Origin of the sequence: Paraburkholderia phosphatilytica, from assembly GCF_003443895.1 — a bacterium.
GTDB lineage: Bacteria > Pseudomonadota > Gammaproteobacteria > Burkholderiales > Burkholderiaceae > Paraburkholderia > Paraburkholderia phosphatilytica.
In genome coordinates this window covers 348988-372200 of record NZ_QQOA01000003.1, presented here as the reverse complement: position 1 = coordinate 372200, position 23213 = coordinate 348988, and the positions used below count along the sequence as shown (strand labels likewise).

General features: G+C 61.1%; 20 protein-coding genes and 1 tRNA gene. 13 read left to right on the top strand and 8 right to left on the bottom strand.

What is annotated here, in order from left to right; all coding sequences use genetic code 11:
- The first annotated feature begins 126 nt into the window (after positions 1–126).
- From pheT to DVS29_RS05170, 4 genes are all read left to right on the top strand, one after another.
- Complete coding sequence (pheT, locus tag DVS29_RS05185; protein ID WP_118179350.1) at positions 127–2559, top strand: phenylalanine--tRNA ligase subunit beta; 2433 nt, start codon at positions 127–129, stop codon at positions 2557–2559.
- Positions 2560–2625: 66 nt separating this feature from the next.
- The gene (locus DVS29_RS05180) at positions 2626–3036 is read left to right on the top strand and encodes an integration host factor subunit alpha (protein WP_118179349.1); all 411 of its coding nucleotides are present in this window, start codon (positions 2626–2628) and stop codon (positions 3034–3036) included.
- An 86-nt stretch (positions 3037–3122) separates the two neighbouring features.
- The gene (locus DVS29_RS05175) at positions 3123–3560 is read left to right on the top strand and encodes a MerR family transcriptional regulator (RefSeq protein WP_118179348.1); all 438 of its coding nucleotides are present in this window, start codon (positions 3123–3125) and stop codon (positions 3558–3560) included.
- Between the two features lie 49 nt (positions 3561–3609).
- Positions 3610–3686 (top strand) — tRNA-Pro (locus DVS29_RS05170).
- Positions 3687–4046: 360 nt separating this feature from the next.
- On the opposite strand, the gene DVS29_RS05165 is transcribed toward DVS29_RS05170, so the two are convergent.
- The 4 genes from DVS29_RS05165 to DVS29_RS05150 form a co-directional block, all read right to left on the bottom strand.
- Positions 4047–4988 (bottom strand): 3-hydroxyacyl-CoA dehydrogenase NAD-binding domain-containing protein, encoded by a 942-nt coding sequence (locus DVS29_RS05165; RefSeq protein WP_118179347.1) that lies wholly within the window; start codon positions 4986–4988, stop codon positions 4047–4049.
- A complete protein-coding gene (locus tag DVS29_RS05160) occupies positions 4985–5911 on the bottom strand; it encodes a beta-keto acid cleavage family enzyme (protein WP_118179346.1) in 927 nt (308 codons plus the stop codon). The genes DVS29_RS05165 and DVS29_RS05160 overlap by 4 nt, the downstream gene beginning before the upstream one ends.
- 61 nt (positions 5912–5972) lie before the next feature.
- Entirely contained in the window at positions 5973–7340 is a 1368-nt protein-coding gene (locus DVS29_RS05155) for an MFS transporter (RefSeq protein ID WP_118179345.1), read from the bottom strand.
- A 144-nt stretch (positions 7341–7484) separates the two neighbouring features.
- The gene (locus DVS29_RS05150; protein ID WP_118179344.1) at positions 7485–8189 is read right to left on the bottom strand and encodes a Crp/Fnr family transcriptional regulator; all 705 of its coding nucleotides are present in this window, start codon (positions 8187–8189) and stop codon (positions 7485–7487) included.
- Between the two features lie 113 nt (positions 8190–8302).
- Here DVS29_RS05150 and DVS29_RS05145 point away from each other — a divergent pair, with 113 nt between their 5' ends.
- From DVS29_RS05145 to DVS29_RS05135, 3 genes are all read left to right on the top strand, one after another.
- Positions 8303–8716 (top strand): acyl-CoA thioesterase, encoded by a 414-nt coding sequence (locus DVS29_RS05145; RefSeq protein ID WP_118179343.1) that lies wholly within the window; start codon positions 8303–8305, stop codon positions 8714–8716.
- A 37-nt stretch (positions 8717–8753) separates the two neighbouring features.
- A complete protein-coding gene (locus DVS29_RS05140) occupies positions 8754–9527 on the top strand; it encodes an SDR family oxidoreductase (protein ID WP_118179342.1) in 774 nt (257 codons plus the stop codon).
- A gap of 228 nt (positions 9528–9755) precedes the next feature.
- A complete protein-coding gene (locus DVS29_RS05135; protein WP_118179341.1) occupies positions 9756–11237 on the top strand; it encodes a hypothetical protein in 1482 nt (493 codons plus the stop codon).
- Between the two features lie 294 nt (positions 11238–11531).
- Here the strand turns inward: DVS29_RS05135 and DVS29_RS05130 are convergent, their stop codons facing one another.
- Positions 11532–12434, bottom strand: coding sequence for a LysR family transcriptional regulator (locus tag DVS29_RS05130; RefSeq protein ID WP_118179340.1), 903 nt, complete (start codon positions 12432–12434; stop codon positions 11532–11534).
- A 264-nt stretch (positions 12435–12698) separates the two neighbouring features.
- Between DVS29_RS05130 and DVS29_RS05125 the strand changes: the two genes are divergently transcribed.
- The 5 genes from DVS29_RS05125 (at position 12699) to DVS29_RS05105 (ending at position 18799) form a co-directional block, all read left to right on the top strand.
- Positions 12699–14468, top strand: coding sequence for an adenine deaminase C-terminal domain-containing protein (locus DVS29_RS05125; RefSeq protein ID WP_118179339.1), 1770 nt, complete (start codon positions 12699–12701; stop codon positions 14466–14468).
- Positions 14469–14657: 189 nt separating this feature from the next.
- A complete protein-coding gene (locus DVS29_RS05120; protein WP_118179338.1) occupies positions 14658–15368 on the top strand; it encodes a YczE/YyaS/YitT family protein in 711 nt (236 codons plus the stop codon).
- A 169-nt stretch (positions 15369–15537) separates the two neighbouring features.
- On the top strand, positions 15538–16626 hold the full coding sequence (locus DVS29_RS05115; protein ID WP_118179388.1) for a porin: 1089 nt from the start codon (positions 15538–15540) through the stop codon (positions 16624–16626).
- Positions 16627–16774: 148 nt separating this feature from the next.
- On the top strand, positions 16775–17902 hold the full coding sequence (locus DVS29_RS05110; RefSeq protein WP_118179337.1) for an aminotransferase class V-fold PLP-dependent enzyme: 1128 nt from the start codon (positions 16775–16777) through the stop codon (positions 17900–17902).
- Between the two features lie 264 nt (positions 17903–18166).
- Positions 18167–18799, top strand: coding sequence for a LysE family translocator (locus tag DVS29_RS05105; RefSeq protein ID WP_118179336.1), 633 nt, complete (start codon positions 18167–18169; stop codon positions 18797–18799).
- A 187-nt stretch (positions 18800–18986) separates the two neighbouring features.
- On the opposite strand, the gene DVS29_RS05100 is transcribed toward DVS29_RS05105, so the two are convergent.
- Together DVS29_RS05100 and DVS29_RS05095 are read right to left on the bottom strand one after the other, a co-directional pair.
- Positions 18987–20084 (bottom strand): ornithine cyclodeaminase family protein, encoded by a 1098-nt coding sequence (locus tag DVS29_RS05100; protein WP_205962403.1) that lies wholly within the window; start codon positions 20082–20084, stop codon positions 18987–18989.
- A complete protein-coding gene (locus DVS29_RS05095; RefSeq protein ID WP_118179335.1) occupies positions 20050–21159 on the bottom strand; it encodes a cis-3-hydroxy-L-proline dehydratase in 1110 nt (369 codons plus the stop codon). Before DVS29_RS05095 ends, DVS29_RS05100 begins: the two co-directional genes overlap by 35 nt.
- On the opposite strand from DVS29_RS05095, the gene DVS29_RS05090 reads away from it, so the two are divergent.
- Positions 21149–22297: a GlxA family transcriptional regulator gene (locus DVS29_RS05090; protein ID WP_240655463.1), complete on the top strand. Its 1149-nt coding sequence runs from the start codon at positions 21149–21151 to the stop codon at positions 22295–22297. The two genes, DVS29_RS05095 and DVS29_RS05090, sit on opposite strands and share 11 nt — an antisense overlap.
- A gap of 179 nt (positions 22298–22476) precedes the next feature.
- Here the strand turns inward: DVS29_RS05090 and DVS29_RS05085 are convergent, their stop codons facing one another.
- Positions 22477–23211: a metallophosphoesterase family protein gene (locus DVS29_RS05085; protein ID WP_118179333.1), complete on the bottom strand. Its 735-nt coding sequence runs from the start codon at positions 23209–23211 to the stop codon at positions 22477–22479.
- Positions 23212–23213 lie beyond the last annotated feature (2 nt).

Genomic DNA, 23213 nt, shown 5'->3' with positions numbered 1-23213 from the left:
CCGGAACCGTCGATGCATCGAGCGCATCCCGAAACCGGACCGGCCGCAAGCAGCGCCCGCGTGACGGAGGTCACGCACAGACATCGGTCCGACGTGGACCACAACCTGTTTAGAGCGTACTGAACCATGCAATTCCCGGAATCCTGGCTGAGAACGTTTGTCGATCCGCAGCTCTCCACCGACGAGCTCGCGCATGCGTTGACGATGGCGGGCCTCGAAGTCGAAGATCTGCGTCCCGCCGCGCCGGCCACGTCGAAGATCGTCGTCGGACGCGTGCTGGAAGTCGTCAAGCACCCCGACGCGGACAAGCTCAACGTGTGTCAGGTCGACGCGGGCACGGGTGCGACGCTCAACATCGTCTGCGGCGCGCCGAACGTGGCGCCCGGCATCAAGGTGCCGGTCGCGCTGGTGGGCGCCGAACTGCCGCCGGCCGAAGAGGGCGGCGAACCGTTCCGGATCAAGCTGTCGAAGCTGCGTGGCGTCGAGAGCCAGGGCATGCTGTGCTCCGCGCGCGAACTGAAGCTCTCCGAAGATCACAGCGGCCTCCTGATCCTGCCGGAAGACACGCCGATCGGCGAAGACATCCGCAAGACGCTCACGCTCGACGACACGGTGTTTGAGATCAAGCTGACGCCGAACAAGGCCGACTGTCTGTCGGTGTTCGGCGTCGCGCGCGAAACCGCGGCCATCACCGGCGCACCGCTGAAGTCGCCGGTGTTCGAGCCGGTCGCGGTCACGCTCGATGAAAAGCTGCCGGTGAAGATCTCCGCGCCTGATCTCTGCGGCCGCTTCTCGGGCCGCGTGATCCGCGGCGTGAACGCGCGCGCGAAGTCCCCGCAGTGGATGGTGCAGCGTCTCGAACGTTCGGGACAGCGCAGCATCTCGGCGCTCGTCGACATTTCGAACTACGTGATGCTCGAGCTCGGCCGGCCGTCTCACGTGTTCGATCTCGACAAGATCCACGGCGCGATGGACGTGCGCTGGGGTCAGCCCGGCGAGTCGCTGAAGCTCCTGAACGGCAACACGGTGGAAGTGGACGGCACGGTCGGCGTGATCGCCGACGATCACCACCTCGAAAGCCTCGCGGGCATCATGGGCGGCGACAGCACGGCCGTCTCGCTCGACACGCAGAACATCTATCTCGAAGCCGCGTTCTGGTGGCCCGACAGCATTCGCGGCCGCTCGCGCCGCTACAACTTCTCGACGGACGCGGGCCACCGCTTCGAGCGCGGCGTCGACTGGGCGACCACCGTTGAGCACATCGAACGGATCTCGCAGCTGATCCTCGACATCTGCGGCGGCTCGGCCGGCCCGATCGACGACCAGACCGTCAACGTGCCGAAGCGCGCGCCGGTGAAGATGCGCGTCGAGCGCGCGAACCGCATCATCGGCGTGAAGATTTCCGCCGACGAGATCGCGCAGATCTTCACGCGGCTCGGTCTCACGTTCGACCGCGACGGCGATACGTTCTCGGTGATGCCGCCGTCGTACCGCTTCGACATCGAGATCGAGGAAGACCTGATCGAGGAAGTCGCGCGCATCTACGGCTTCGAAAAGATTCCTGCGAATCCGCCGGTCGCGACGAGCGAGATGCGCGCGACGAACGAGACGCAGCGCTCGATCCACACGATCCGCCACGAGCTGGCCGCGCGCGACTACGCGGAGACCGTCAACTTCAGTTTCGTCGATGCCGAGTGGGAAGCGGACTTCGCCGGCAACAGCGATCCGGTGCGCGTCGTGAACCCGATCGCGAGCCAGTATTCGGTGATGCGCACGTCGCTGTTCGGCAGCCTGATCAACGTGCTGCGCTTCAACCTGAACCGTCGCGCGGACCGCGTGCGCGTGTTCGAGACGGGTCGCGTGTTCGTGCGCGACGCGGCGGTGAAGGCGGGCGAACTGACGGTCGAAGGCTTCGCACAACCGAAGATGGTCGGCGCGCTCGCGTATGGTCCGGTGCTCGACGAGCAGTGGGGCGCGGCGTCGCGCGCGGTCGATTTCTTCGACGTGAAGGGCGATCTCGACGCGCTGCTCGCGCCACTACAGGCGCGCTACGTGAAGGCGGAGCACCCGGCGCTGCATCCGGGACGCAGCGCGCGCATCGAAGTGGACGGCCGTGCCGTGGGCTGGATCGGCGAACTGCATCCGCGCTGGATGCAGAAATACGATCTGCCGCACGCGCCGATCCTGTTTGAAATCGAAGCTGACGCGCTGATTCGCCGCGCATTGCCGAACCCGACCGAGGTATCGAAATTCCCGCCGGTGCGACGCGATATCGCGGTCGTCGTGGACCAGAAAATCGAGGCGCAGGCACTGCTCGACGAGCTCCAGAAGGCCCTGTCGGACGACGCCTGCAGGACCGTCCAGAGGGTTGCAATTTTCGACGAATTTCGTCCAAAATCAAATACTTCCGGGAGCCTCGCACCTCATGAGAAAAGCCTTGCGTTCCGTGTGACCTTGCAAGATACTGGCGGAACCCTTCAGGACGAGACGGTCGATCAGGCCATCCAGGTTCTGGTGGAACGCCTGGCTCGAGTCTATGGCGCACGGTTGCGCGGCTAACCCGTGATTCACCTTTAAACGGCACGCCGGCATCCTCCGTTTGAGGCGGCGCGTCATTTAACAGATATGAATGAAATGAACTCGAGTGATTTCGAAGCCCTTCTTACGGCGCAGCGTAGCGCCATGATTCGCGAAATTCCGACACCGCCCGTGGCGACGTCCCCCGAGACGCCGACGCTGACCAAGGCCGAACTCGCCGAGCTGCTGTTCGATAACGTCGGCCTGAACAAGCGCGAAGCGAAGGACATGGTCGAGGCATTCTTCGAAGTGATCCGCGACGCGCTCGAGAGTGGCGACAGCGTGAAGCTGTCCGGCTTCGGCAACTTCCAGTTGCGCGACAAGCCGCAGCGTCCCGGCCGTAATCCCAAGACCGGCGAAGCGATTCCGATCGCCGCGCGCCGCGTCGTCACGTTCCATGCGAGCCAGAAGCTGAAGGCGCTCGTCGAAAGTGGAGCGGAGGCAAGCTTCACGCGCTGAGCGTATCATTCGCGCTGAGCGTTTTTGCCGCGGTTCGTCCGCGGTTCGTCTGTTCCCTGCGCAATCAACCCGACTGCTGACCGACGATGACAGCGACGATCGAAAAAGTCGTCTTGCCTCCAATTCCGGCGAAGCGTTATTTCACGATCGGTGAGGTGAGCGAGCTATGCGGCGTGAAGCCACATGTGCTGCGCTATTGGGAGCAGGAGTTCACGCAGTTGCGGCCGGTCAAGCGCCGGGGCAATCGCCGCTATTACCAGCATCACGAGGTGCTGCTGATCCGCCGGATTCGCGAGCTGCTGTACGAGCAGGGCTTCACGATCAACGGCGCGCGTAACCGGCTCGATTCGCACGGCGCAGTGATCGACGAGCCCGCACCAGCCGAGCGCGAAGCGGCGCCGGCACCGGCAGCGGTCGCGGCGGCGAAACCGAAAAGCGGTGCCGCTGGTGCAGCAGGTAGTGCGGTCGACGTCGACCAGCTGCGCAAGGACCTGCAGAAGGTCATCGATCTGCTGAAACGGTGAACCGCGGCGGTTCTAAACGGATCAACTGTCTGTTATACTTTTGTGCTTTCGGGGCGTAGCGCAGCCTGGTAGCGTACCTGCATGGGGTGCAGGTGGTCGGAGGTTCAAATCCTCTCGCCCCGACCAGGAAAATCAAGGGGTCACAGATTCGTATCTGTGACCCCTTGTTCATTTCCGGCACCCTTACCCGAAATTGACCCGAAACCGCGCGTGCTGCAACCGTGGTCCCGTCTCTGCCTGCGACGCGAGGCGACGTGTCATCAGGCAGCGTTCGTTCGTCTCGTCCGTCGACACGGCCGGCCCCGAATGGAAGATCGCGCAGCAGCCATTCACTCGGCAGCAGTCCTTCCGAATTCCCCAACCAGCTTGTCATCCAGCCAGACCAGTTAGGATAACTATGAAAATCGAACAGCTCCATCCAGCGGATCTGATTGTACGGAAGGCCGGCACCCGAAATCGTCGTGCCCGATCCGATCCTGGTCAGCTTTACGGAATCTGGGCGAGACTGCGCTTGTCCTCCAGTAGCTGAATCAGCAATCGATCGCGCTGGCGGAGCATCTCGGGGAAATCGTACGGCATGAGTTCCGCATCGACGCCTTTCGCAATGATCTCGATGTAGTCGTCGTTCTCAGGATAGGTGCCCAGGTCTCTGGCCCACTCACGCTGTGAAGGCCCTAGATGCTGCAGCAGATGCACGATGCCGCCAACACCTCCGGAAGCATGCAGGTTGAGAAACGGTCCGAGCAATGCCCAGCGAAGACCCGGACCGTAGGCAATGGCTGTGTCGATGGCCTCAACCGACGCGATCCCCTGCCGTACCAGGCTGATGGCTTCCTGCCAAAGCGCTACCTGGAGCCGGTTGGCAATATGGCCTTTGACTTCCTTGTCGATCCTGATGGGCTTCTTGCCGGTCGCTGCGTAGAACGCCATCGTCCTGGCGACGCTTTCCGGCGATGTCAGGCGACCGCCGCCAACTTCCACCAACGGAATGATGTGGGAAGGATTGAACGGATGTCCGAGGACGATTCGTTCCGGATGTCGAGCGCCCGCTTGCATCTCGCTGACCGATAGCCCCGACGACGACGACGCGATGATCGTGTCTGCGTTCGCAGCCGATTCCATGTCCGCGATCAACGCACGCTTGACGTCCATGCGTTCGGGGCCGCTCTCCTGGATGAAGTCGGCATGCCGGACCGCGGCGCCAATATCGGTCGTGAACGTCAGATTTTGCCGCGAAGCGCCATTTGCCAGACCCAGCCGCTCAACCGCCGGCCAACTGTTGTCGACCCATTCACGCAGACGTGATTCGGCTTCCTCTCCTGGGTCCGTCGCCGCAACCGCGAAACCCTGCGCGAGGAAATGCGTCGCCCAGCCCGCGCCGATTACGCCCGTGCCGACGATCGCTACGTTGCCGGCGTGCCCGTTCATTGCTGCGCTTCCAGGCAGGCCGCGCGGATGGGTTCGCGCAACGGTCGCAGCCCGATGATCTCGCGTGCCTCGGCCGGGGTGGCAGGCTCATAGCCCATTTCGCGAACCAGGCGCACAAGCCGCTCGACCAGTTGCACGTTGGTGGCCAGCTCGCCGTGACGATAGTACAGGTTGTCTTCCAGCCCGACGCGCACGTGCCCGCCCAGCAGCAGCGAATTCATCGCGGCGGGCAACTGCGCCGCGCCGATGGCGCTCACGTTGAAGACCGTGTTGCGGGGCAGGTGATCGACCATGGTCTGCAACAGGCGCGGCGTGTAGGGCAATGCGCCCTGGAACGCATTGGCGCCGATCACGATATTGATGAAGTGCGGGGCGTCGTCGAGGCCCTCGCTGATGGCGCGCTGAACGTCCTGAACGATATCGGCGAGGCCGAACACCTCCCATTCAGGCTTGATGCCGCGCTCCTTCATCATCCCGGCAATCTGGCGGATACGCGAAGGCGGCGTCGCCACCAGGATTTCCTTGCCACCGAAGCTCGCGATCACCGTCTGCGCATCGAGCGTGCACATCTCGACGCCATCGCCCTGCATGCCTTTCAGGCGTTCTTCCCATTGAATCTCCCACAGACCGTTGTCGAGCTCGCGCACCATGTCGCCGTTGATGCCGCCGCCGGTGGAGTTGTTCAGAACGATGTCGCATCGGTCGCGAATCAGCCGGTTGATGTGGCTGTAAATGGCGGGATCGCAGGTGGCCTCGTCATCGGGGCGCCGCGCATGCACGGCTACTACGCTTGCGCCCGCGTTGAAGCAGCGGTAGGTGTCGTCGGCGATTTCCTGCGGTTGCGTCGGCAGGGCAGGGTTCATCTTCCTGCTGGCCATACCGCCCGTCGGCGCGACGGTGACGATGACTTTGGGCTTGCTCATGCTGGTGTACTCCGGAAAAGAAATGCGCCTGTCACACGATCGACCATGGCGCGGGGCGTGGCTAGCGGGAGCTTGCGTCGTGGTCTGCGCCCACGCGGACAGCGCTCTTCGGCAGACCCAGCAGGATCGTCAAGCCGCCGAAAATGACGAGCGCGGTCAAGGCAAAGAGACCCAGTTGAATGCTGCCGGTCGCGGCCTTGATCCAGCCGATCAGCGTCGGGCTGACGAAACCGCCCAGGATGCCGAGTGAGCTGATCACCGCGATGCCGGCGGCCGCCGCATCGCGTCCGAGGTAGGTTGGAGGAATCGACCAGAACAGTGAGCCGCCACCGAAAATGAAAAACGAGGCGACGCACAGGAGCGTCATCACCGGAACGATTTCGGCGTGCAGAAAGGACGTCGACGCGAGAGCAACGGCGCCGAGTGTCAAGGTTCCCCCGACGTGCCAGCGACGCTCCTTGAACCGGTCCGAGCTGCGGCTGACGACAATGACGCCGAGCGCGCCAAAGACATACGGCACGGCCGTGTACCAGCCGATCGTGGCGATCGGTGCGATGCCAAGGCCTTTGATCATCGTCGGCAGCCAGAACGTCAGCGTATAGACCGCGCAGGCGCAGCAGAAATAGACGAAGGCGAGCAGGTAGGTTCTGGGGGCGGCGAGCGCCGCGGCGAGCCTGCCATGATGTCCGGCGTTCGCGTCGCCCCGATGGTCGGCATCCAGGACCGATTGCACCAGCGCTTTCCCGTTATCAGTGAGCCAGGGCGCGCGGGCCGGCTTGTCCGGAAGCATGCAGTACAGCAGGAGTCCAAGCAGGACGGTCGGCAATCCTTCGACAAGAAAGAGCCACTGCCAGCCATGCATGCCGCCGACGCCTTCCATGCCGCTCATGACGGTTCCTGACAGCGGACCGCCAAGCACGCCCGTGATCGGCATGCCGAACAGGAACAGGCCCGTCACACGACCGCGGCGCTGGCTTGGATACCAATACGTCAGATACAGGATGATGCCGGGAAAGAAGCCTGCCTCGAACACGCCGAGCAGCAGCCGGATGCCGTAGAACTGCCACGGAGCCTTGACGAAAGCGGTGGCGGCGGATGCGAGACCCCAGAGCACCATGATGCGCAGGAACGTCAGTCGCGCACCGATCTTTTCGAGCAGCAGATTGCTCGGCACCTCGAACAGCAGATAGGTGACGAAGAAAATGCCCGCACCGAATCCGTAGACGGCATCGGAGAAAGCAAGATCGTGCTTCATCTGCAACTGCGCATATCCGATGTTGATTCGATCGAGAAACGCGAAGACATAAGCGAGCAACACCAACGGCATGACGCGCCAGGTGACGGTGCGAAAGACGGCATCTTCCATCGTCCGGTCTGACGGGTTTCCGACAGGCGCGGCTGCGATGGGCAGCGAACGGGCGCGATTCATTGCGTGTCTCCGGGTCTTGTATGACACGCATTATTTCGGGCAGCCCCATTCGCGACTGTCGCTGCCGCGACAGTTGGCGTCAGCGTATACGCCAGGTGATCGCCGGGACGCCCGTTGCCGATCGCGAAGGAAAATTGCGCGACGCTACCGGATCAGCGCCGTGAGCCCCGGCAAGTCCAGCACCACGATTCCACCGTATTCGGTGCGCACGAGGCCGGCGTTCTTGAAGCGGGTCATCGCCTTGTTGCAGGTTTGACGCGAGACCGCTGCGAGGTTGGCCAGCTCTTCCTGAGACAGCGGCAAATGGCCGGCGCCGCTCGGATTGGACAACGGTTGCACCATGCCGACCAGTGCCCGGGCAACGAGACCGTCGGTATCGAGCAGTCCATGCGCCGCCGCGTCCGCCATGAACCAGTGCAGACGCTCGTTCACCTGCAACAGCAGAAATTCGTTGAATGAAGGCTGATGCTCGCGAAGCCAGGTGAAGGTTGCGCGCGGAATCTGCGCGACGCGGCTGTCACGCAGTGCGATCAGATCGGATTCGCGTGGCGCGTTTCGAATCAGCGTGCCTTCGCCGAACCAGCTGCCGACCGATTGGCCGCCCAGCGTGACGGTGTGCCCGTCGCGCGCTGTGATCGACCACTTGATGAGGCCCTCGAGCATCCCGAACCACATCTGCTGCCGCTCGCCATGATGGCCCAGCGACTGGCCGGCCGCGACGCTGCGCTCGGATGCATTGGCGCGTACGCGGGACCTCGCGGCTTCATCCAGCGTGTCGAACCATGGCGACTGCGCAAGCAGTCCGTCGATCGACAGCGCGATAGTCTCGACTTTGGTCTGTCTGATCATCGCTTTCCCCTGAAGCCATACGTGCCACACCGAACCTGAACTGTCGCAGCGCTGACAGTGTGGCGACAGTCGAACCTGCACAATGTGTGCACTGGAACCCGGAGCATCGATCCGTGAGCAAAGAATCTGTCTATTCCGTTGACGTTCAATTCGGCGATTGCGACCCGGCCGGAATTGTCTTTTTCCCAAACTTCTCGCGCTGGATGGACGCTGCATCGCACGATTATTTTATACAGTGCGGCCTCCCACCCTGGCGAGAGCTGGACGCACTTCCCGACTGCATCGGGGCGCCGTTGCTGGAGTTTCACACGCGCTTCGTCACCTCCGCGACCTACGGCGAACGCCTGGCGATACATACGCGCGTCGACGAATGGCGAGGCAAGGTTTTTATTCAAAGCCACCGGATCATGCGCGGTGAGACCCTGATCTGCGAAGGCCGGGCGACACGCGCATTGTGCATCAGGGCGACCGACGGACGCCCGAAGGCTGTCCCTGTACCCGCGTTCGTACGTGCCGCCTGCGACTGAGCGGCGAACGCAGTCCTGACCGGAACCGAGGATTTTCATGACCACATCGAAAGGCAAGCGCGTGCTGGTGACTGCCGGTGCAGGCGGAATCGGGCGCGCCATTGCGGAAGCATTCGTCGCGGACGGCGCGAACGTTTTTGTCTGCGATATCGACGCGACGGCGCTGTCGCACATGCAGGCGCAGTTGCCCGGCATCAGGACGGCGATATGCGACGTCGCGGATCGCGCAGCGGTTGCACAGATGCTCGCGGATGCCACTTCCGCGCTTGGCGGTCTGGATGTGCTGGTCAACAATGCCGGCATCGCCGGACCGACTGCCAGTGTCGAAGAGATGGACCACGATGCGTGGGAAGCCGTGCTTCGCGTGAACCTCACCGGAACGTTCACGGTGACGCAGAAAGCCATTCCGTTTCTGAAGCGATCGGGAGCGGGCGTCATTCTCATCATGTCGTCGCTTGCCGGACGATTCGGTTATCCGAATCGAAGCCCCTATGCGACCACGAAATGGGGCCTCATAGGCTTCACCAAGACGTTGTCGCGCGAGCTCGGTGAATTCGGTATCCGGGTCAACGCGATCTTGCCCGGCGCCGTCGAAGGGCCGCGCATCCAGCAGGTTCTGGCGGGACGCGCGTCGGCAAGCGGTCGCACGATCGAACAGGAAACAGCTGCGGCGCTCGGCAACCAGTCCATCAAGCGTTTCGTCGATCCGGTCGATATTGCGGCGCTCGCGGTCTTTCTCGCATCCGATGCTGGGCGGTCGATCTCTGGTCAACTGCTTCCCATCGACGGAGATTCGCAAAGCGCGTCGTGATCTCCGGGTCCCGTTTGAGAGCAATTCATCCGAGCCCGAAGCAATGAAACCAGGGCACGGCCTGGCACCTGCACTCCCGCCTCCACGCGATAACGATCAATTCACGATTTCTTCAGGTTGTCTCGATGGTTCAGTCGAATTCTTCGCGATGACAATGCAAGCTAACCACCGGCTGATCGCATTGGTGCGGTTGCACGTCGGCGCGTTACGCGCGCATTGGAGATCATCATGGCCTTTGAATGGACTGGAAGTGCCGGCACAGGCGATTTCTCCACGGCTCAAAACTGGCAGCCTTCAGCAGGTGCGCCGCCAGGACCTGAAGATCTGGCGAGGATTGACGGCGCCGGCGTGCCGATCACGGGAACGGGTAACCCGAACATCCTGTACACGACGAAGACGGTCAAGTTCGCAGGACACTTCACCGCCGCGTATGGCAACCCCGTTAACGCGAAGCAGCTGACGTTGCTTCCGGGCGCAGTGCTGACCACACCTATGGTTCACTTCGTCGTCGGTATCGATGGTGCCGCGGCGCCTTTGATTGGCAACATGAAGGTCGACGCCGGCGGGACGGTCGCGATCGCCGGTAGTCATACGCCCGATAACTACGCGATCCTGATGTCCGAACTCGCCGGCTCGACGTCGAAGCTTGTCGTTGAAGGACCCGAGGCGATCGTCAACGGAGGCAATCTGCCGATGTCAGTGGGACAGGCCGGCGCAGCCACGCTGAAGATCAGGGACGGCGGCGTGGTGAACGTCGGAAACGACGATCCGCTCATCTACCCGTGGTGTCTGGTGATCGGAAACCATCAGGGGTCCAGCGGCGTAGTCGAGGTGCAGCAGGCGGCGCTCATTGCGCGCGGTCAGATCATCGTCGGCCGCAATTCGACAGGTGTGCTGAACGTGGACGCGGGCGGTCTGGTTGTGGCAGAGAATCTCTCGATTGGCTGGGAACCGAAAAGCGAACAGGCGGCACAGAGCGGCCCCGTTGTAACGACCGAGGGCATTGGCACCGTGACGGTCAAAGGGCGGAACGCACGCCTGATCGTCGATAACCAGCTGGAAGTCCAGCACATGGGAATCGGCTCGATGGCGGTCGAGGATCATGGCTTCGTGTCGGCAGGCGTCGGGCTCGTCGTGAACGGCTCGCTATCGCTGACGAACGGAACGGTCGATACGCTGGCAGTGGGCATCAACGGCGGTGGCACGCTGTCGGGGAGCGGAACCGTGATCGCCACGCAGGGAATCGCCAACAACGGCGGAGCGATCACCGCCAACGGGAAACTGATCCTTGTCGGCGGCGTCGATAATCCAGCCAATGCCGCCAACCCCGATGTCCCCATGATGATCGTCGCAACCAAAGGCGAACTGCAGTGCTTCGGTGCGTTGACCGATAACGGCACGCTCTCGCTGCAGGCCCACAGTGTCGCGTCGCTGGAAGCGGTCGAGGCTGGGCAGACCATCTCGTTCGACGGCAAGCACGCAAAGCTCGTGCTGCGTAGTCCAGGCGTGTTTGCGGGCAAGATCAGCGGCTTCAAACAGACCGACAGGATCGTAGTGGAAGCCGACGTCACCTCGATCGCGCTCGCCGGCAGTGTGCTGACTGTTAACGGGCTGGGGAACACGGTCATTGTGAAACTCCAGATCGCGGGCGCGCCTCCCAACTTTCAGTTGGCGCAGTCCGGATTCCCTGGCGAGATTACGGCTTTATAGTGGCGCACGGAGAACCGACGAGAGACGATGTCCGTGAGCTTTCCGCATCGACCGCCCTTCCGGACGAAGGTGAGCGACAGGGACTTGAAGCATTCGCTGCCGCTTCCGCTTCCGCTTCCGTCAGGTAAAGGGCCGTATGCAGAAGAGTTTGACCGTCAACGATGTTTGATGCGGGCAGGTAGTACTACATACGAAAACGACATGACGACCAGCGTGGCGACCATGCCGGTCACGCGTCGGTTAAAAGTCGACGCACGCGCTGACGGTTTCGCCGTTGCGCAACGACATGTCGTCCTACCCGCTGATCGCGCCCAGCACGCTCATGATCTGCTCGGCGAAAAGCAGGCTCGCGAGTCCGCGCCCCTGTTTTTCGCGTCTCACGAGCGAGAGCGCGTTCCGGCCGAACGCGCGGTCGCGAATCTGCCGGTACGTCAGCACCTCGTGACGATACTCGTCCGCGATGTCGTACTTGCTGAGAAAGGCGATGGCCTCCGTCGCCGCGGCGAGGCGCTTCATCGTCTCGATCGAATTGGTCCGGAATGCCGGCTCCACGTTGAGCCCGGCTTCCGCGAAACTGTCGGCGACGATGCCGTGGATCAGCATCGAGCGGTCCGCGAAGATCAGCGGATACGCCGTGCAATGCGCGAGCGGAATCGACTCCATGCGCGCCAGCGCGTGGTGTGGCGCGATCACTGCGCCAAGGCTCGTGTCCATTTCCCACAGAATTTCGAGTTGCGACGACGCCGGCAGATTGAAGCCCAGGCCGAGGTCCGCTTCGCCACTCGTCAACGCGTCGAGAATTTCTCGCACCGACATCGCGCGGATCGAAATCTTGATGTGCGGATGTTGAACGCAAAAGTCCGCCGCCGCGGTGGACGCGACGCCGCTCGCCAGCCCGGTCACGGTGGCAATGATCACTTCACCCTTCTGCAGCGTCTTGAGATTGCGGATCTCCGCTTCCGCCTGCCGGTATTCCGACATGGTCCTGCGCACGTGCGCGACGAGGATTTCCCCTGCCTGTGTGAGCCGCAGCCCGCGCGGCAGGCGTTCGAACAGCGGCTCGCCGATCTCTTCTTCCAGTAACAGCAGATGCTTGTTGATCGCTGAAGGCGCGACATGCAGTTTCTCGCCGGCCGCGCGAATCGAACCGCAACGTGCGACCTCGTCGATATAGCGCAGCAGTCTTGAATGGAGCATGGTTGCCCGCCTCCCCGGACGGCTCATCGTACTCGAAAAGCGCACGCTCCGTTCGAAAAACACTGCTTTTTAGAAACGGTCGATTCCGTTTTCATTGCATCAGTCGCGCTCGCTGGCGATCGGGTCCTTAGCGGTCCGGTCGAACAGGCCATCGACCGGCTTTGACGCAACGTTCGCATCGCGCGACGCCATTGCACCGGCGCATCCGCGGACCCGCGAAGCGAACCCGCATGCTTTAACTATTCGACGAAAGCGAGATCAGTCATGTACCAGGAAGTTAGCGAGAGAAACGCCAGGACAGGTGGCCAGCCCGATCAGGTTCACGCCCACTACGATCAGGTGCGGGCCATTTTCGAAATACTGAACGGCAGGAAGGAAGCGGATCTTCTGCTGAAGAACCTGCAGATCCTCGATGTGCACAGCGAAACCGTCTATCAAGGATCGATCCTCGTCTACGACAGGTGCATCGTCGCCTTGAATCCCGACGAAACGGCGATCAAGGTGCGGCAGGTGTTCGACGGCGAGGGCCTGTACGCCATTCCCGGCCTGATTGACGCGCACATTCACTTCGATGCGCAGCTGGCCCATCCGGCGGCATTTGCGGAGGCGATCGTGCCGTGCGGCACGACCACGATCTTCTCCGAATGCCTCGACTTCGTGAGCGCGGCCGGCCCTGAAGCCGTGCGCGCCACCGAGCAGCTGTTCGAACATCGCGACCGGCTGCCGTATCGGGTGTTTGCGTTCGCGCCCGGCAAGAAGACCTCAGTCGAGGTGACGGACGCGCTGCTGAAGATGGATCCGGTTATTGGTCTCGGCGAGCTCGCGCACCTCACCTACAGCGTGGGCAACGACGACGACTTCCGCAAGTCCGCGCTGGGCCGTGCGAAGGGCGGCTTCATGAATACCCACTGGGGCGTGACGACGCTGTCGGACATGATGCTGAACTACATGCCCGCCATCGGCGCATTCGCGAACCACGATGTCTGGAAGGAAGATGACATCGAAAAAAGCGTGCGCTACGGTCTGCAGACGCAGATCAAGTTCGGCGTGGGCAGCGCCGAGGTCATCAAGATCATGCTGCGCGCGATCGTCAAGCGTAAGTGGCCCGCCGAGAACTTCCAGCTGTGCGCGGACAATATTTCGGTCGACCGGCTGCTGACCAAAGGCCACATGGACTGGGTCGTGTCGCTGTGTGCCGAAATGGGCATCGATCCGATCAAGGCGATCAAGATGGCGACGCTGTACACGGCGCGCGCGTTCAGGATGGACAACCGGTTCGGGTCGCTGACGCCGGGACGCTTCGCCGATATCGTGCTGACCGACAGCCTGTCGAAAATCAATCCGCGCTTCGTGTTCAAGGACGGCGAACTGGTCGCTCGAGATCGCAGATTGCTGAAGCAGGCCGATATCGACTACTCGGGCATGGTGAAACAGCCGGTGCGGGGACTCGACGATCTGAGCCCGGATCAACTGGACCTCGTGCCGCTGGAAGTCTCGCCCGATGGCAAGCAGGCCAAGGTTTACCTGTTCGACGTCTATGGCCGCGGCCATGAAAAGTTCTTCCAGGAGGTCTGGGTGCCGTTGCAGGACGGCAAGGTGGTTCCGGAACTGGGCGGAACACGTTTGAACCGGATCTCGGTCGTGCAGCGCCACGCGAACGGCAAGCGTCACGTGGTCAACGGGCTGTTCAAGGGCGTGTATGTGGATCGCGGCGCGGTGGCGACATTCTGGCCGGCGCCGAAGGCCTACTTCGTCGCGGTCGGCCAGGACAGCACCGAGATGTGCGATTGCCTGCAGCACGTGGACAGCTACGTCGGTGGCTGCGCGGTGATGGAGAACAAGGAGGTGAGGGCGGTGCTGCCGCTCGACATCTACGGCGTGATGGCCAACATGAACCTGACCGACCTGCTCACGGCAACCCGTGACATCGATGCGGCGCTGGAGGAACTCGGCAACCGCAACGAAGGCGAACCGGTAGTGAACAAGCTGCTGACCCTGTTCATTTCTCTCGACCGGTTCGGCTTCATGGCCTGATCCCGGTCCTGGCACCGGAGAACCCGAACGCCGGCGAGTGCCGTCCTGCTCGCCGGCTCTCGGAGCCGGGGATTGTACAGGCGGAGACACTCCGGACCACGCCGGATTTCCCGGCAGCAAGCGGTGCCTCATCATCGCGGTAGGCTACCGCCTCATACAAGAAGCGCGAAGCAAGACCTGGAGACAGCAATGGCGCACCACGCAAGGGAAGCGGAAGTCATCGACACCGGCAGCCTGACACGGCGCTGGATCACCTACATCGTCGGCATCTATGTTCTGACGCTGGGCATCAGCCTCGCGATCCGCGCGGGGATCGGCATTTCGCCGCAAAGCAGCCTGACCCGGACGATGACGCTCGTCTACAGGCCTCTAAGCCAGGGCACATACAACTTCATGCTCGAGCTGTTCATGTTGTTCCTGACGTTTCTGGTGCTCAGGAAGGACTTCCGGTTGAAGCAGTTCGCTTCGTTGATTCCGGCGTTCGTGCTGGCGTCGTGCCTCGACCTGAACCTCATGCTGACGCGGCCGATCGTGATCGATGAGTACTGGCACAAGCTGGCTCTGCTGGCTTGCGCAGATGCCTTGCTCGCGTTCGGCCTCTTTCTGATGATCCGCGCCAATCTCGTACTGATGCCGATCGATATGTTCGTGAATACGCTGTTCAACCGCATGGGCTGGAAGTGGGGGAACATCAAGACGACGTTCGACTGCACACTGCTGGTGGTCAGCGCAACGATCGGCTTGCTGTTTCTCGGCAAGCCGGAATTCATTCGTGAAGGCACCTTCATGAATGCCATTCTGGTGGGGCAATACATCAAGCTGTACTTCTTCCTGTTCGGGAAACTGAAGGTCGCCACGACCTGGTATTGCCGAAGATCGCTCGAACACCGGCCCAACTAGCGCCGGTTCATCTCATCAAGGCTTCCTTGCGCCACGACTAGCGGCTGCCGTTGGGGCAGTGTTTGCCCTGATAACGCCGAAGTCGTCCGCGTATCGCGTCGCGATCTGGGTCGACCCGATCGCGCCGGCGGCGTGCGCGCGTCATTCGAACGAATCAAGAGTCGACATCATGCTGATCAAAACTATCTGCAACACCAGAGTGAAAGACCTCTGCCGTTTTGTCGCGGCTATCGGGGTGGTGGCAATCGCAATTCCCGCTCATGCGCAATCGAGCGTTCAGTTGTATGGGATCGTGGACGCCTGGGTCGGTTATCTGCGCTTACCTGGTAAAACCGGCGCCGCTGAAATGGGTGGGGGCGGCTTGTCGACGTCGTTCTGGGGACTGGGCGGGCACGAAGATCTCGGTGGAGGATATCAAACGCTGTTTGCCGTGGAAGGGTTCTTCCGGCCGCAAAGCGGCCAGTACGGTTCGTTCAACGGCGATTCATTTTTCTCCCGCAATGCTTTCGTGGGTGTCGCATCTCCCTATGGCACGCTGACGCTTGGGCAGCAGAGCAGTCTGCTTTATCTTCAGTCGGCACAGTTCAATCCGTTCTACGCGTCGTTCACTTTTTCGCCGACGATCAATCAGCTCTACGCCGGTCTGGGCACGTACCCGAGCTATCGAACCGCGCAGGGTATTCCCGGCGGTACTTCGTGGGGCAATGCCGTTCAATATGCGACGACCAGTTTCAACGGTCTGGTCGGGCGCGTCATGTACGCGTTCGGTGATCAGGCCGGCGACGACCGGTCAAAAAAAGTTGCTGCGCAGGCGACGTTCACGCGAGGCGCGCTGGCTGTCGGGGCGACCTGGCAGTATCTGAACTTCAGTTCCGCGCCCGGCGATCTCGGCAGTCTGCTGCGTGGCTTTGCTGTGCGCAGCCAGACTGCGGCGCAGCTGGGTGCGTCCTATGATGCGCATGTCGTCAAGCTGTTCGGCGAGTACACGTATGCGGACAACCAGCTCCTCGGCAGCAGCTATCACGTGAACATGCTGCAAGGCGGTGCGGCGATCGCGTTGGGACTGGGGCGAGTCCTGGTGTCGTACGCGTATTCGCGAGATGACAGTATGTTGAACCAGATGCGCCGGACGGCTTCGCTGAGCTATGACTATCCGCTGTCCAGGCGCACAGATGTCTATGCGGGCTATATGTACGATCGGTTCTCGGGGCTTTCGACCGGAAGTACTGTGGGCGCTGGTGTACGGACGCGCTTTTGAGGGCGCCTGAGCGTTGAGGGATGCCGGCGGCGCTATCGTGTCGCCGGCGGCTGGCTCGGTACGAGGGTGTCTCAATCGGTGCCGCTGGCGGTCGCTTTCGTTAGAATCTGGTTTCGATTCTCTTATTCGTCCATTTTCGGAGGCGAACATGCCAGGATTACTTCCCGACGTCGATCGCGAGGGGCTGCTTGAATATTCCGTCGTTTACACGGATCGATCGATCAATCACATGTCGCAGCTCTTTCAGGGCGTCATGCGCGACATTTCCGACAACCTTAAAAAAGTCTACAACGCGAAGTCGGCCGTTGTCGTGCCTGGCAGCGGGACTTTCGGCATGGAAGCCGTTGCCCGGCAGTTCGCGACGGACAGGAAGTGCCTGATCATCCGTAACGGGTGGTTCAGTTTTCGCTGGTCACAGATTTTCGACATGGGAGACATCCCGTCTGAAGCGATGGTGTTGAAGGCGCGCCCGATCGAACAAGGAAGGCAGGCCGCATTTGCACCAGCACCAATCGAGGAAGTGGTCGCTGCGATCAGGGATAAGAAGCCGGATCTGGTCTTCGCGCCTCATGTCGAAACCGCATCCGGAATGATGCTGCCGGACGACTATTTGCGAGCGGTGTCTGACGCCGTTCATGCCGCCGGCGGCATGTTCGTACTCGACTGCATCGCCTCGGGTACCGTCTGGGTCGACATGCAGGCGTGCGGCGTGGATGTTCTGATCAGCGCGCCGCAAAAAGGATGGAGCGCACCACCATGCTGTGCACTGGTTATGCTTGGCCCGCTCGCTCGCGAAAGAATCGACGAGACAACCAGCACCAGTTTCGCATGCGACCTTCGCAAATGGCTTCAAATCATGGAAGCGTACGAGAATGGCGGCTTCGCGTATCACGCCACGATGCCCACGGACAGTCTCGCGACGCTGCGCGACGTTCTGAAGGAAACCGAGGCATACGGCTTCAAGAAGGCAAGAGCGGATCAACTCGAACTTGGCAAGCGCATTCGCTCGCTCTTGAGCGACAAAGGTTTCAAAAGCGTGTCCGCCGCAGGTTTTGAGGCGCCGGGGGTTGTGGTCTGCTATACGGACGACGACGGCATACGATCCGGCAAGAAATTCGCCGATGCCGGCCTGCAGATCGCGCCCGGCGTTCCACTCCAATGCGATGAGCCCGACGATTTCAAGACTTTCCGCGTCGGGTTATTCGGTCTGGACAAACTGCAGGACGTCGAAAGCGCTGTCGCCAGATTCGCCACAGCGCTGGACAGGATTCTGTAGCGCGATTTTTTGCGACCAACCGGCAGGAAGGTTCCCTATCCTGCCGGGCAAGCGGGTCCCGCTCGTCATACCTGGCACGACGGGCGACGAACGGCCAGGAGCCGCCGTCATTGATCATCGTGCTAACGTCGCGCTTGCGATAGACACTTGGCGTTTCCGCGCATGCGAGGCCGCTGGGGCCATGTGTGAGTTGGAGATGAGAATGCGGACTATACCTGGTGACCGTTTGACCTGTCTCGCTCACTCAAAACGGAGAAGATCATCGTGCGCGAAAGCACTTTGCTCATTTTTGCCGCAGTAGCCTTTATGGGTATCGTAACTCCCGGACCGACAGTTCTGCTTCCTTTAACCAATGGCTCGCGCTATGGCCTTCGCCGCGCCGCTTACGGGTTCGCTGGGGCGGTCACCTCCGACTTCGTGTTGATTTTCGCCGTGGCGCTTGGCCTTGGTGCGCTGCTGGCCGCGTCGGCGTTCTGGTTTAATGTCGTTAAGTGGTTGGGCGCGGCCTACCTCGCGTATATTGGCGTTAGATTATTGATGTCAAAGGGTTCGTTTAACGTCGCAAGCGGGCATGGCGACGTGGACCACGATAGCAACTCCGCGATTTTCCTCAAGAGTTTCCTTACCGCAGTCACGAATCCAAAAGGATATCTGTTCTTCTCCGCGTTTCTGCCTCAGTTCATCACACCGTCCGCACCACTTGCGTCGCAGTATGTGGCACTCGCGATAACGTTCGCGATGCTGGATTGCTCGATCATGTTCGGCTACGCGCTGCTCGGCGCACGTGCAATTCGCCTGCTGAAAGCGTCGGGAGCGCTATGGCTCGAACGGTCTTGCGGCGCTATGCTGGTTTTGCTCGCAGGCTCTCTGGCTCTATACCGACGTCACACTGCTTAGCGGATCCTCCGCGCAGGCGGACAATTTTGAGTGGCTCTAACGTGTCGAGCACAGCCATCTGCGTCCGGCGGCGGTCGGCGCATCAAGCGCCATACGCCCGCAACGTCGATCGGACATCAGGACGACCGCTCCGCACCAGCCTTGCTGAACTTCCTCTGGCGAGCGAAGCGGGCCCTCGGCTCCGCTCTTATACGCTGGCGCCCAATTCTCTGGCAGCCGCTAGCGCGATGAGAAGGTCTAAGTGCGCTCCGCCTGCGTTCTTAAACACGGTCGTCTTCCCGCTTCGTGTTGGTGCAGCCCGAACCATTTCGAAAAGATCGCTCTTGATATCGCTTCGGGCCAGCGAGCCGTTGGCAATGGCTTGTGTGATGTCTCCAGCTTCGACGGCTGTGTCTCTGAAGTCGACAAAAACGTCGGCTTGTGCAATCACGTCGTCGTCAGCCTCGCGCATGTCGGGCCGGTATCCGCCGACGAGATCGACATGTGCGCCGGGCTTCAAATACCGGCCCTTGATGATCGGAATGACGGAGCCTGTGGCCGCGGAGACGATGTCGGCTTGTGATACAGCGTCGTTAACATCCGTGACCACATCAATCGTCCGGCCTGGTTGCACCAATGTCTGGGCGACGCTGCCAAGCTTCTGCGGAGTACGGTTCCATAGCATGATCCGCTCGATGGATGGCCTGACGTGGATATGCGCCTGCGCCAACGCGAGTGCGATAGGCCCTGCTCCAATTACGAGCAATGTCTTGCTGTCATTGGCCGACAATATCGCGGATGCAAGCGCCGAGTCTGCAGCGGTCTTCCAGCGTGTGATTTCCGGGCCATCGAGTATGTACGAGATGGACTTCCCGTCTTCGTCGATTACAACGAAGACAGCGTCCTCGGTCGGCAGCGGTACTTCTCTATGTACATTTGGCGGAAAAATGGAAGCGATCTTGACGCCTGCCCCATAGCCGGGGAGGATGACGCCCCTTGAAAAAAGGCTGAAGGAACCGTTTTGCAGCAGCAGGTCTTTAGTGCTCGGCCGTGCCCCAAGGTGACCCTCGCGAAGTGCCTGAATAGCGCGTTCCCACGTCATGACGGAACGAATATCTCGAACGGACAACATCACAGCGCTCATCGGGTTATTTCCCTCGTCTTCGCAAAAATCCGGATCTTGAACTAACGTTAGCTGCTGCACACCATCGGCAAGGAGGAGCACCCGATTGCGAAGACAATCGAATGCTTCACTACGTGCGCGGTCCGTATCAAGCCGATTGACCGATGACGGCGGCAGGGTCACCGAGAACGTCCGTGTTTGGCGTGACACCAAGACCCGGCTGGGCCGAAACTGACATGTAGCCGTCGTTCAGTTCCGGCCCCCCTGAAGCGACAGTGACGTTGTGGTACTCATGGAACGCCGACGACTGGAAGTGGAAACTGGATGGTGTCGAGTGCGCGAGGTGGCAAAGCGCGGCAGTCGCAATTTCTCCGCCCCACGAGTCTTCAATGGTGAGCGAAATTCCCAGCGTCACGGCGAGATCCCGGAATTGCCTGGCCTTCGTCAGACCGCCTACACGACTCACCTTGAGATTGACCACGTCCATCGCACGGTCCTGATAGCCACGCATCAGCAAGCGAATGTCTTCCATGCATTCGTCGAGGATCATTGGATGATCCGAATGCTGCCTGACCGTGAGGCATTCCTCGTAGCTGAGGCACGGCTGTTCGATGTAGATATCGACGTCCCGAACTGCTTTGACCACCCGCAGCGCTTCGTGCTGCTTCCATCCGGTGTTCGCATCTGCTGCCAGGACATTGCCGGGGTGTAGTTCCGCGGACACCTTGCGGATCCGCTCGATATCGGAATCCGCGCCCGCGCCGACCTTCATCTGGAACTGTTTGAAGCCCTGGTCTTGATACTCCCGAATTTTCTTCGCCATGGCGTCGGGATCTTGCCGACTCACCACCTTGAACAGCTTGACCGCGTCTTGCAGACGCCCGCCGAGCAGGTTGTAGACCGGCTGGCTGGTCGCCTTGCCCAGGATGTCCCAGCAAGCCATATCCAACGCGGACTTCACATACGGATGACCTTTGAGAAGCTCGTCCATACGGACATTGATTCGACCAATCTGGCACGGGTCTTCCCCGATCAGGCCTCCGGCAATCTTGATGAGGCCCGCGCGGGCGCCTTCAGCGTAGGCGGGCAGATACGACGGTCCGAGCGGGCAGATTTCGCCGACGCCGGTGAGTCCAGCGTCCGTTTCTACAACGATCACAGTTGAGTCGAACGACGCAAACGAAAACGTGGACCAGCTATAAGAACCCTCTTTGAGGGGTAGGTCGATCTGATAGAGAGAGATCTTCGTGATCTTCAAGGTGGCGCCTCCGTGCCGTTTGCGTGTTGATGCCGAAAACTATAATTGCCCGCTGTTCAAAAAAATTGTACGTTTCGGACAATTGATGGCACGGCACTGGAGGCAACAAATGCGGGGCGACTATTCCTTTCTGCGGCCGGTCAAGTCTGCGCCGGAGGTGGAGGTGCCGCTCAGAATCGGCATCGCACCGACTCCGGATTTCACCCTGATGTCGCTTTCGTGCTTCGTCGAGTTTCTGCGACTGTCGGCCGACGAGGCGGACTTTAGCAGGCAAATCTACTGCTCGTGGGATCTTCTGTCTCACGAGATGTCGCCCATTCGATCAAGTTGCGGATTCCCGATGTTGCCGACGAAACGCTTCGGCGATCCATCCGAATTTGACTATGTTGTGGTGCACGGCGGTCTGCTTCATAGTGCCGAGCCGATCCCAGACGAGCTTTACCGATTCATACAATCGTGCGTCGAAGCACGCGTTCCTGTCGTCGGGCTATGCACCGGTCAATTCATTCTTGCTGAACTGGGATATTTGGCCGGAAAACGATGTGCTGTTCATTTCTCGCTGGCGCAGGCGATGCAGAGCAATTTTCCGGACGTCATCGCTGTGACGGATGCCCCGGTCGTCGTGGACGGCGGATTCATTACCTGCCCGGGCGGACTTGCGGCGATCAATCTCGCGATGCATCTGGTCACGACCAACTGCGGAAACACGCGATCGCACAAGGCGCTTCACTATTTGATGGCCGATCGGGGTTTCGAAGAGATACAGGCTATGAAGGATGACTCCGAAATCGGCCTGCATTGCCCGGACCGTCGGGTTGTAAACGCAGTTGGCCTGATGAGGCAACGAACGTTTGAGCCGGGCTCGATTGCAGGCATCGCGCAAGCGATCGGAACGACCGAGCGCGAGCTGACCCGACTCTTCAGGAAACATCTACGTGTGGCTCCCCTTCAGTATTGGAGGGGCATGCGCCTCAATGCCGCAAAATGGATGGTGGTCAACAGCGACCGGTCGATCACGCAGATCGCATACGAGTGCGGCTTTACAGACAGCTCACATCTCATACATTGGTTCAAGCGCGAATTCAACGTCACCCCGTCGAAACTGAGAAGGCTTCAGTCAGATTTTGGAGTGCATTGAGGCAACTCCCGTACGGCGAGCGGCGCTCGCGCATTGGGAACGGACGTTGCGGTGTCGCGAGCCTGAACGGCAGCTCAAGTTCGGGAAGCGTCAGTACGATTCGTACGGCCCAGTCATTTGCCAGCGCGGGAGCGGGGTTGAGTGGCGCGTTCCAACTATCGGCGACCGATTGGTCAGCGTCAGCAATACCCGCTGCGCAACGCAGTCTCCCATTCCGGCCGGCCATTCGCGGCGGCCCGGTCCGCGGCGCTGTTCCAGTCGTATTCAACCTGCCGGAATTCCGTTTCCCACCCACGCGGCGTGCTGGTCACCATCGCATAGCGTGCATGCGGAGAGCCCGTCTCGATGCGATGCGGAAACGGTTCGGTATCCGTATAAGCCTGCAACCCCACGCTGCCGGGATTCACGATCAGCCTGCCGTCCGCGAGCTTCACCGATCGTGCGATATGGGTATGGCCGCACAGGATCAAGCTGGCGTCGACACCGGCGGCCCGCAGGCTGACCTCATCGGGCGTCGCGGGGCGGCATCCATCGGGCGTGATGGTTTCGAGGAAAAACGTGAGATCGTCCTGCGGTGTTCCGTGCACGAGCAGCACGTTTCCGTCGAGTCGCAGCGTGGCGGGCAGCGCTTCGATCCACGCCAGATGCCCGGTGCGCAGCGCGCCGCGCGCAAACCGGTCCGAGGCCCGCATGCGGGAAAGGTCGGCAGCCAGCAGCTGCCGTTCGTGATTGCCCTTGATCGTCGGGAATGCCAACGGTATGAGTCGGTCAACGGTCTCCGCTGGATACAGCGGCCCCGACACGATGTCGCCGAGATTGACGATGACGTCCGCGCCCTGGCGGCGGATGTCGTCCAGCACGGCGTCCAGTGCGCCGAAGTTGCCGTGGATATCGGATAGCGCAGCGATCTTCATGG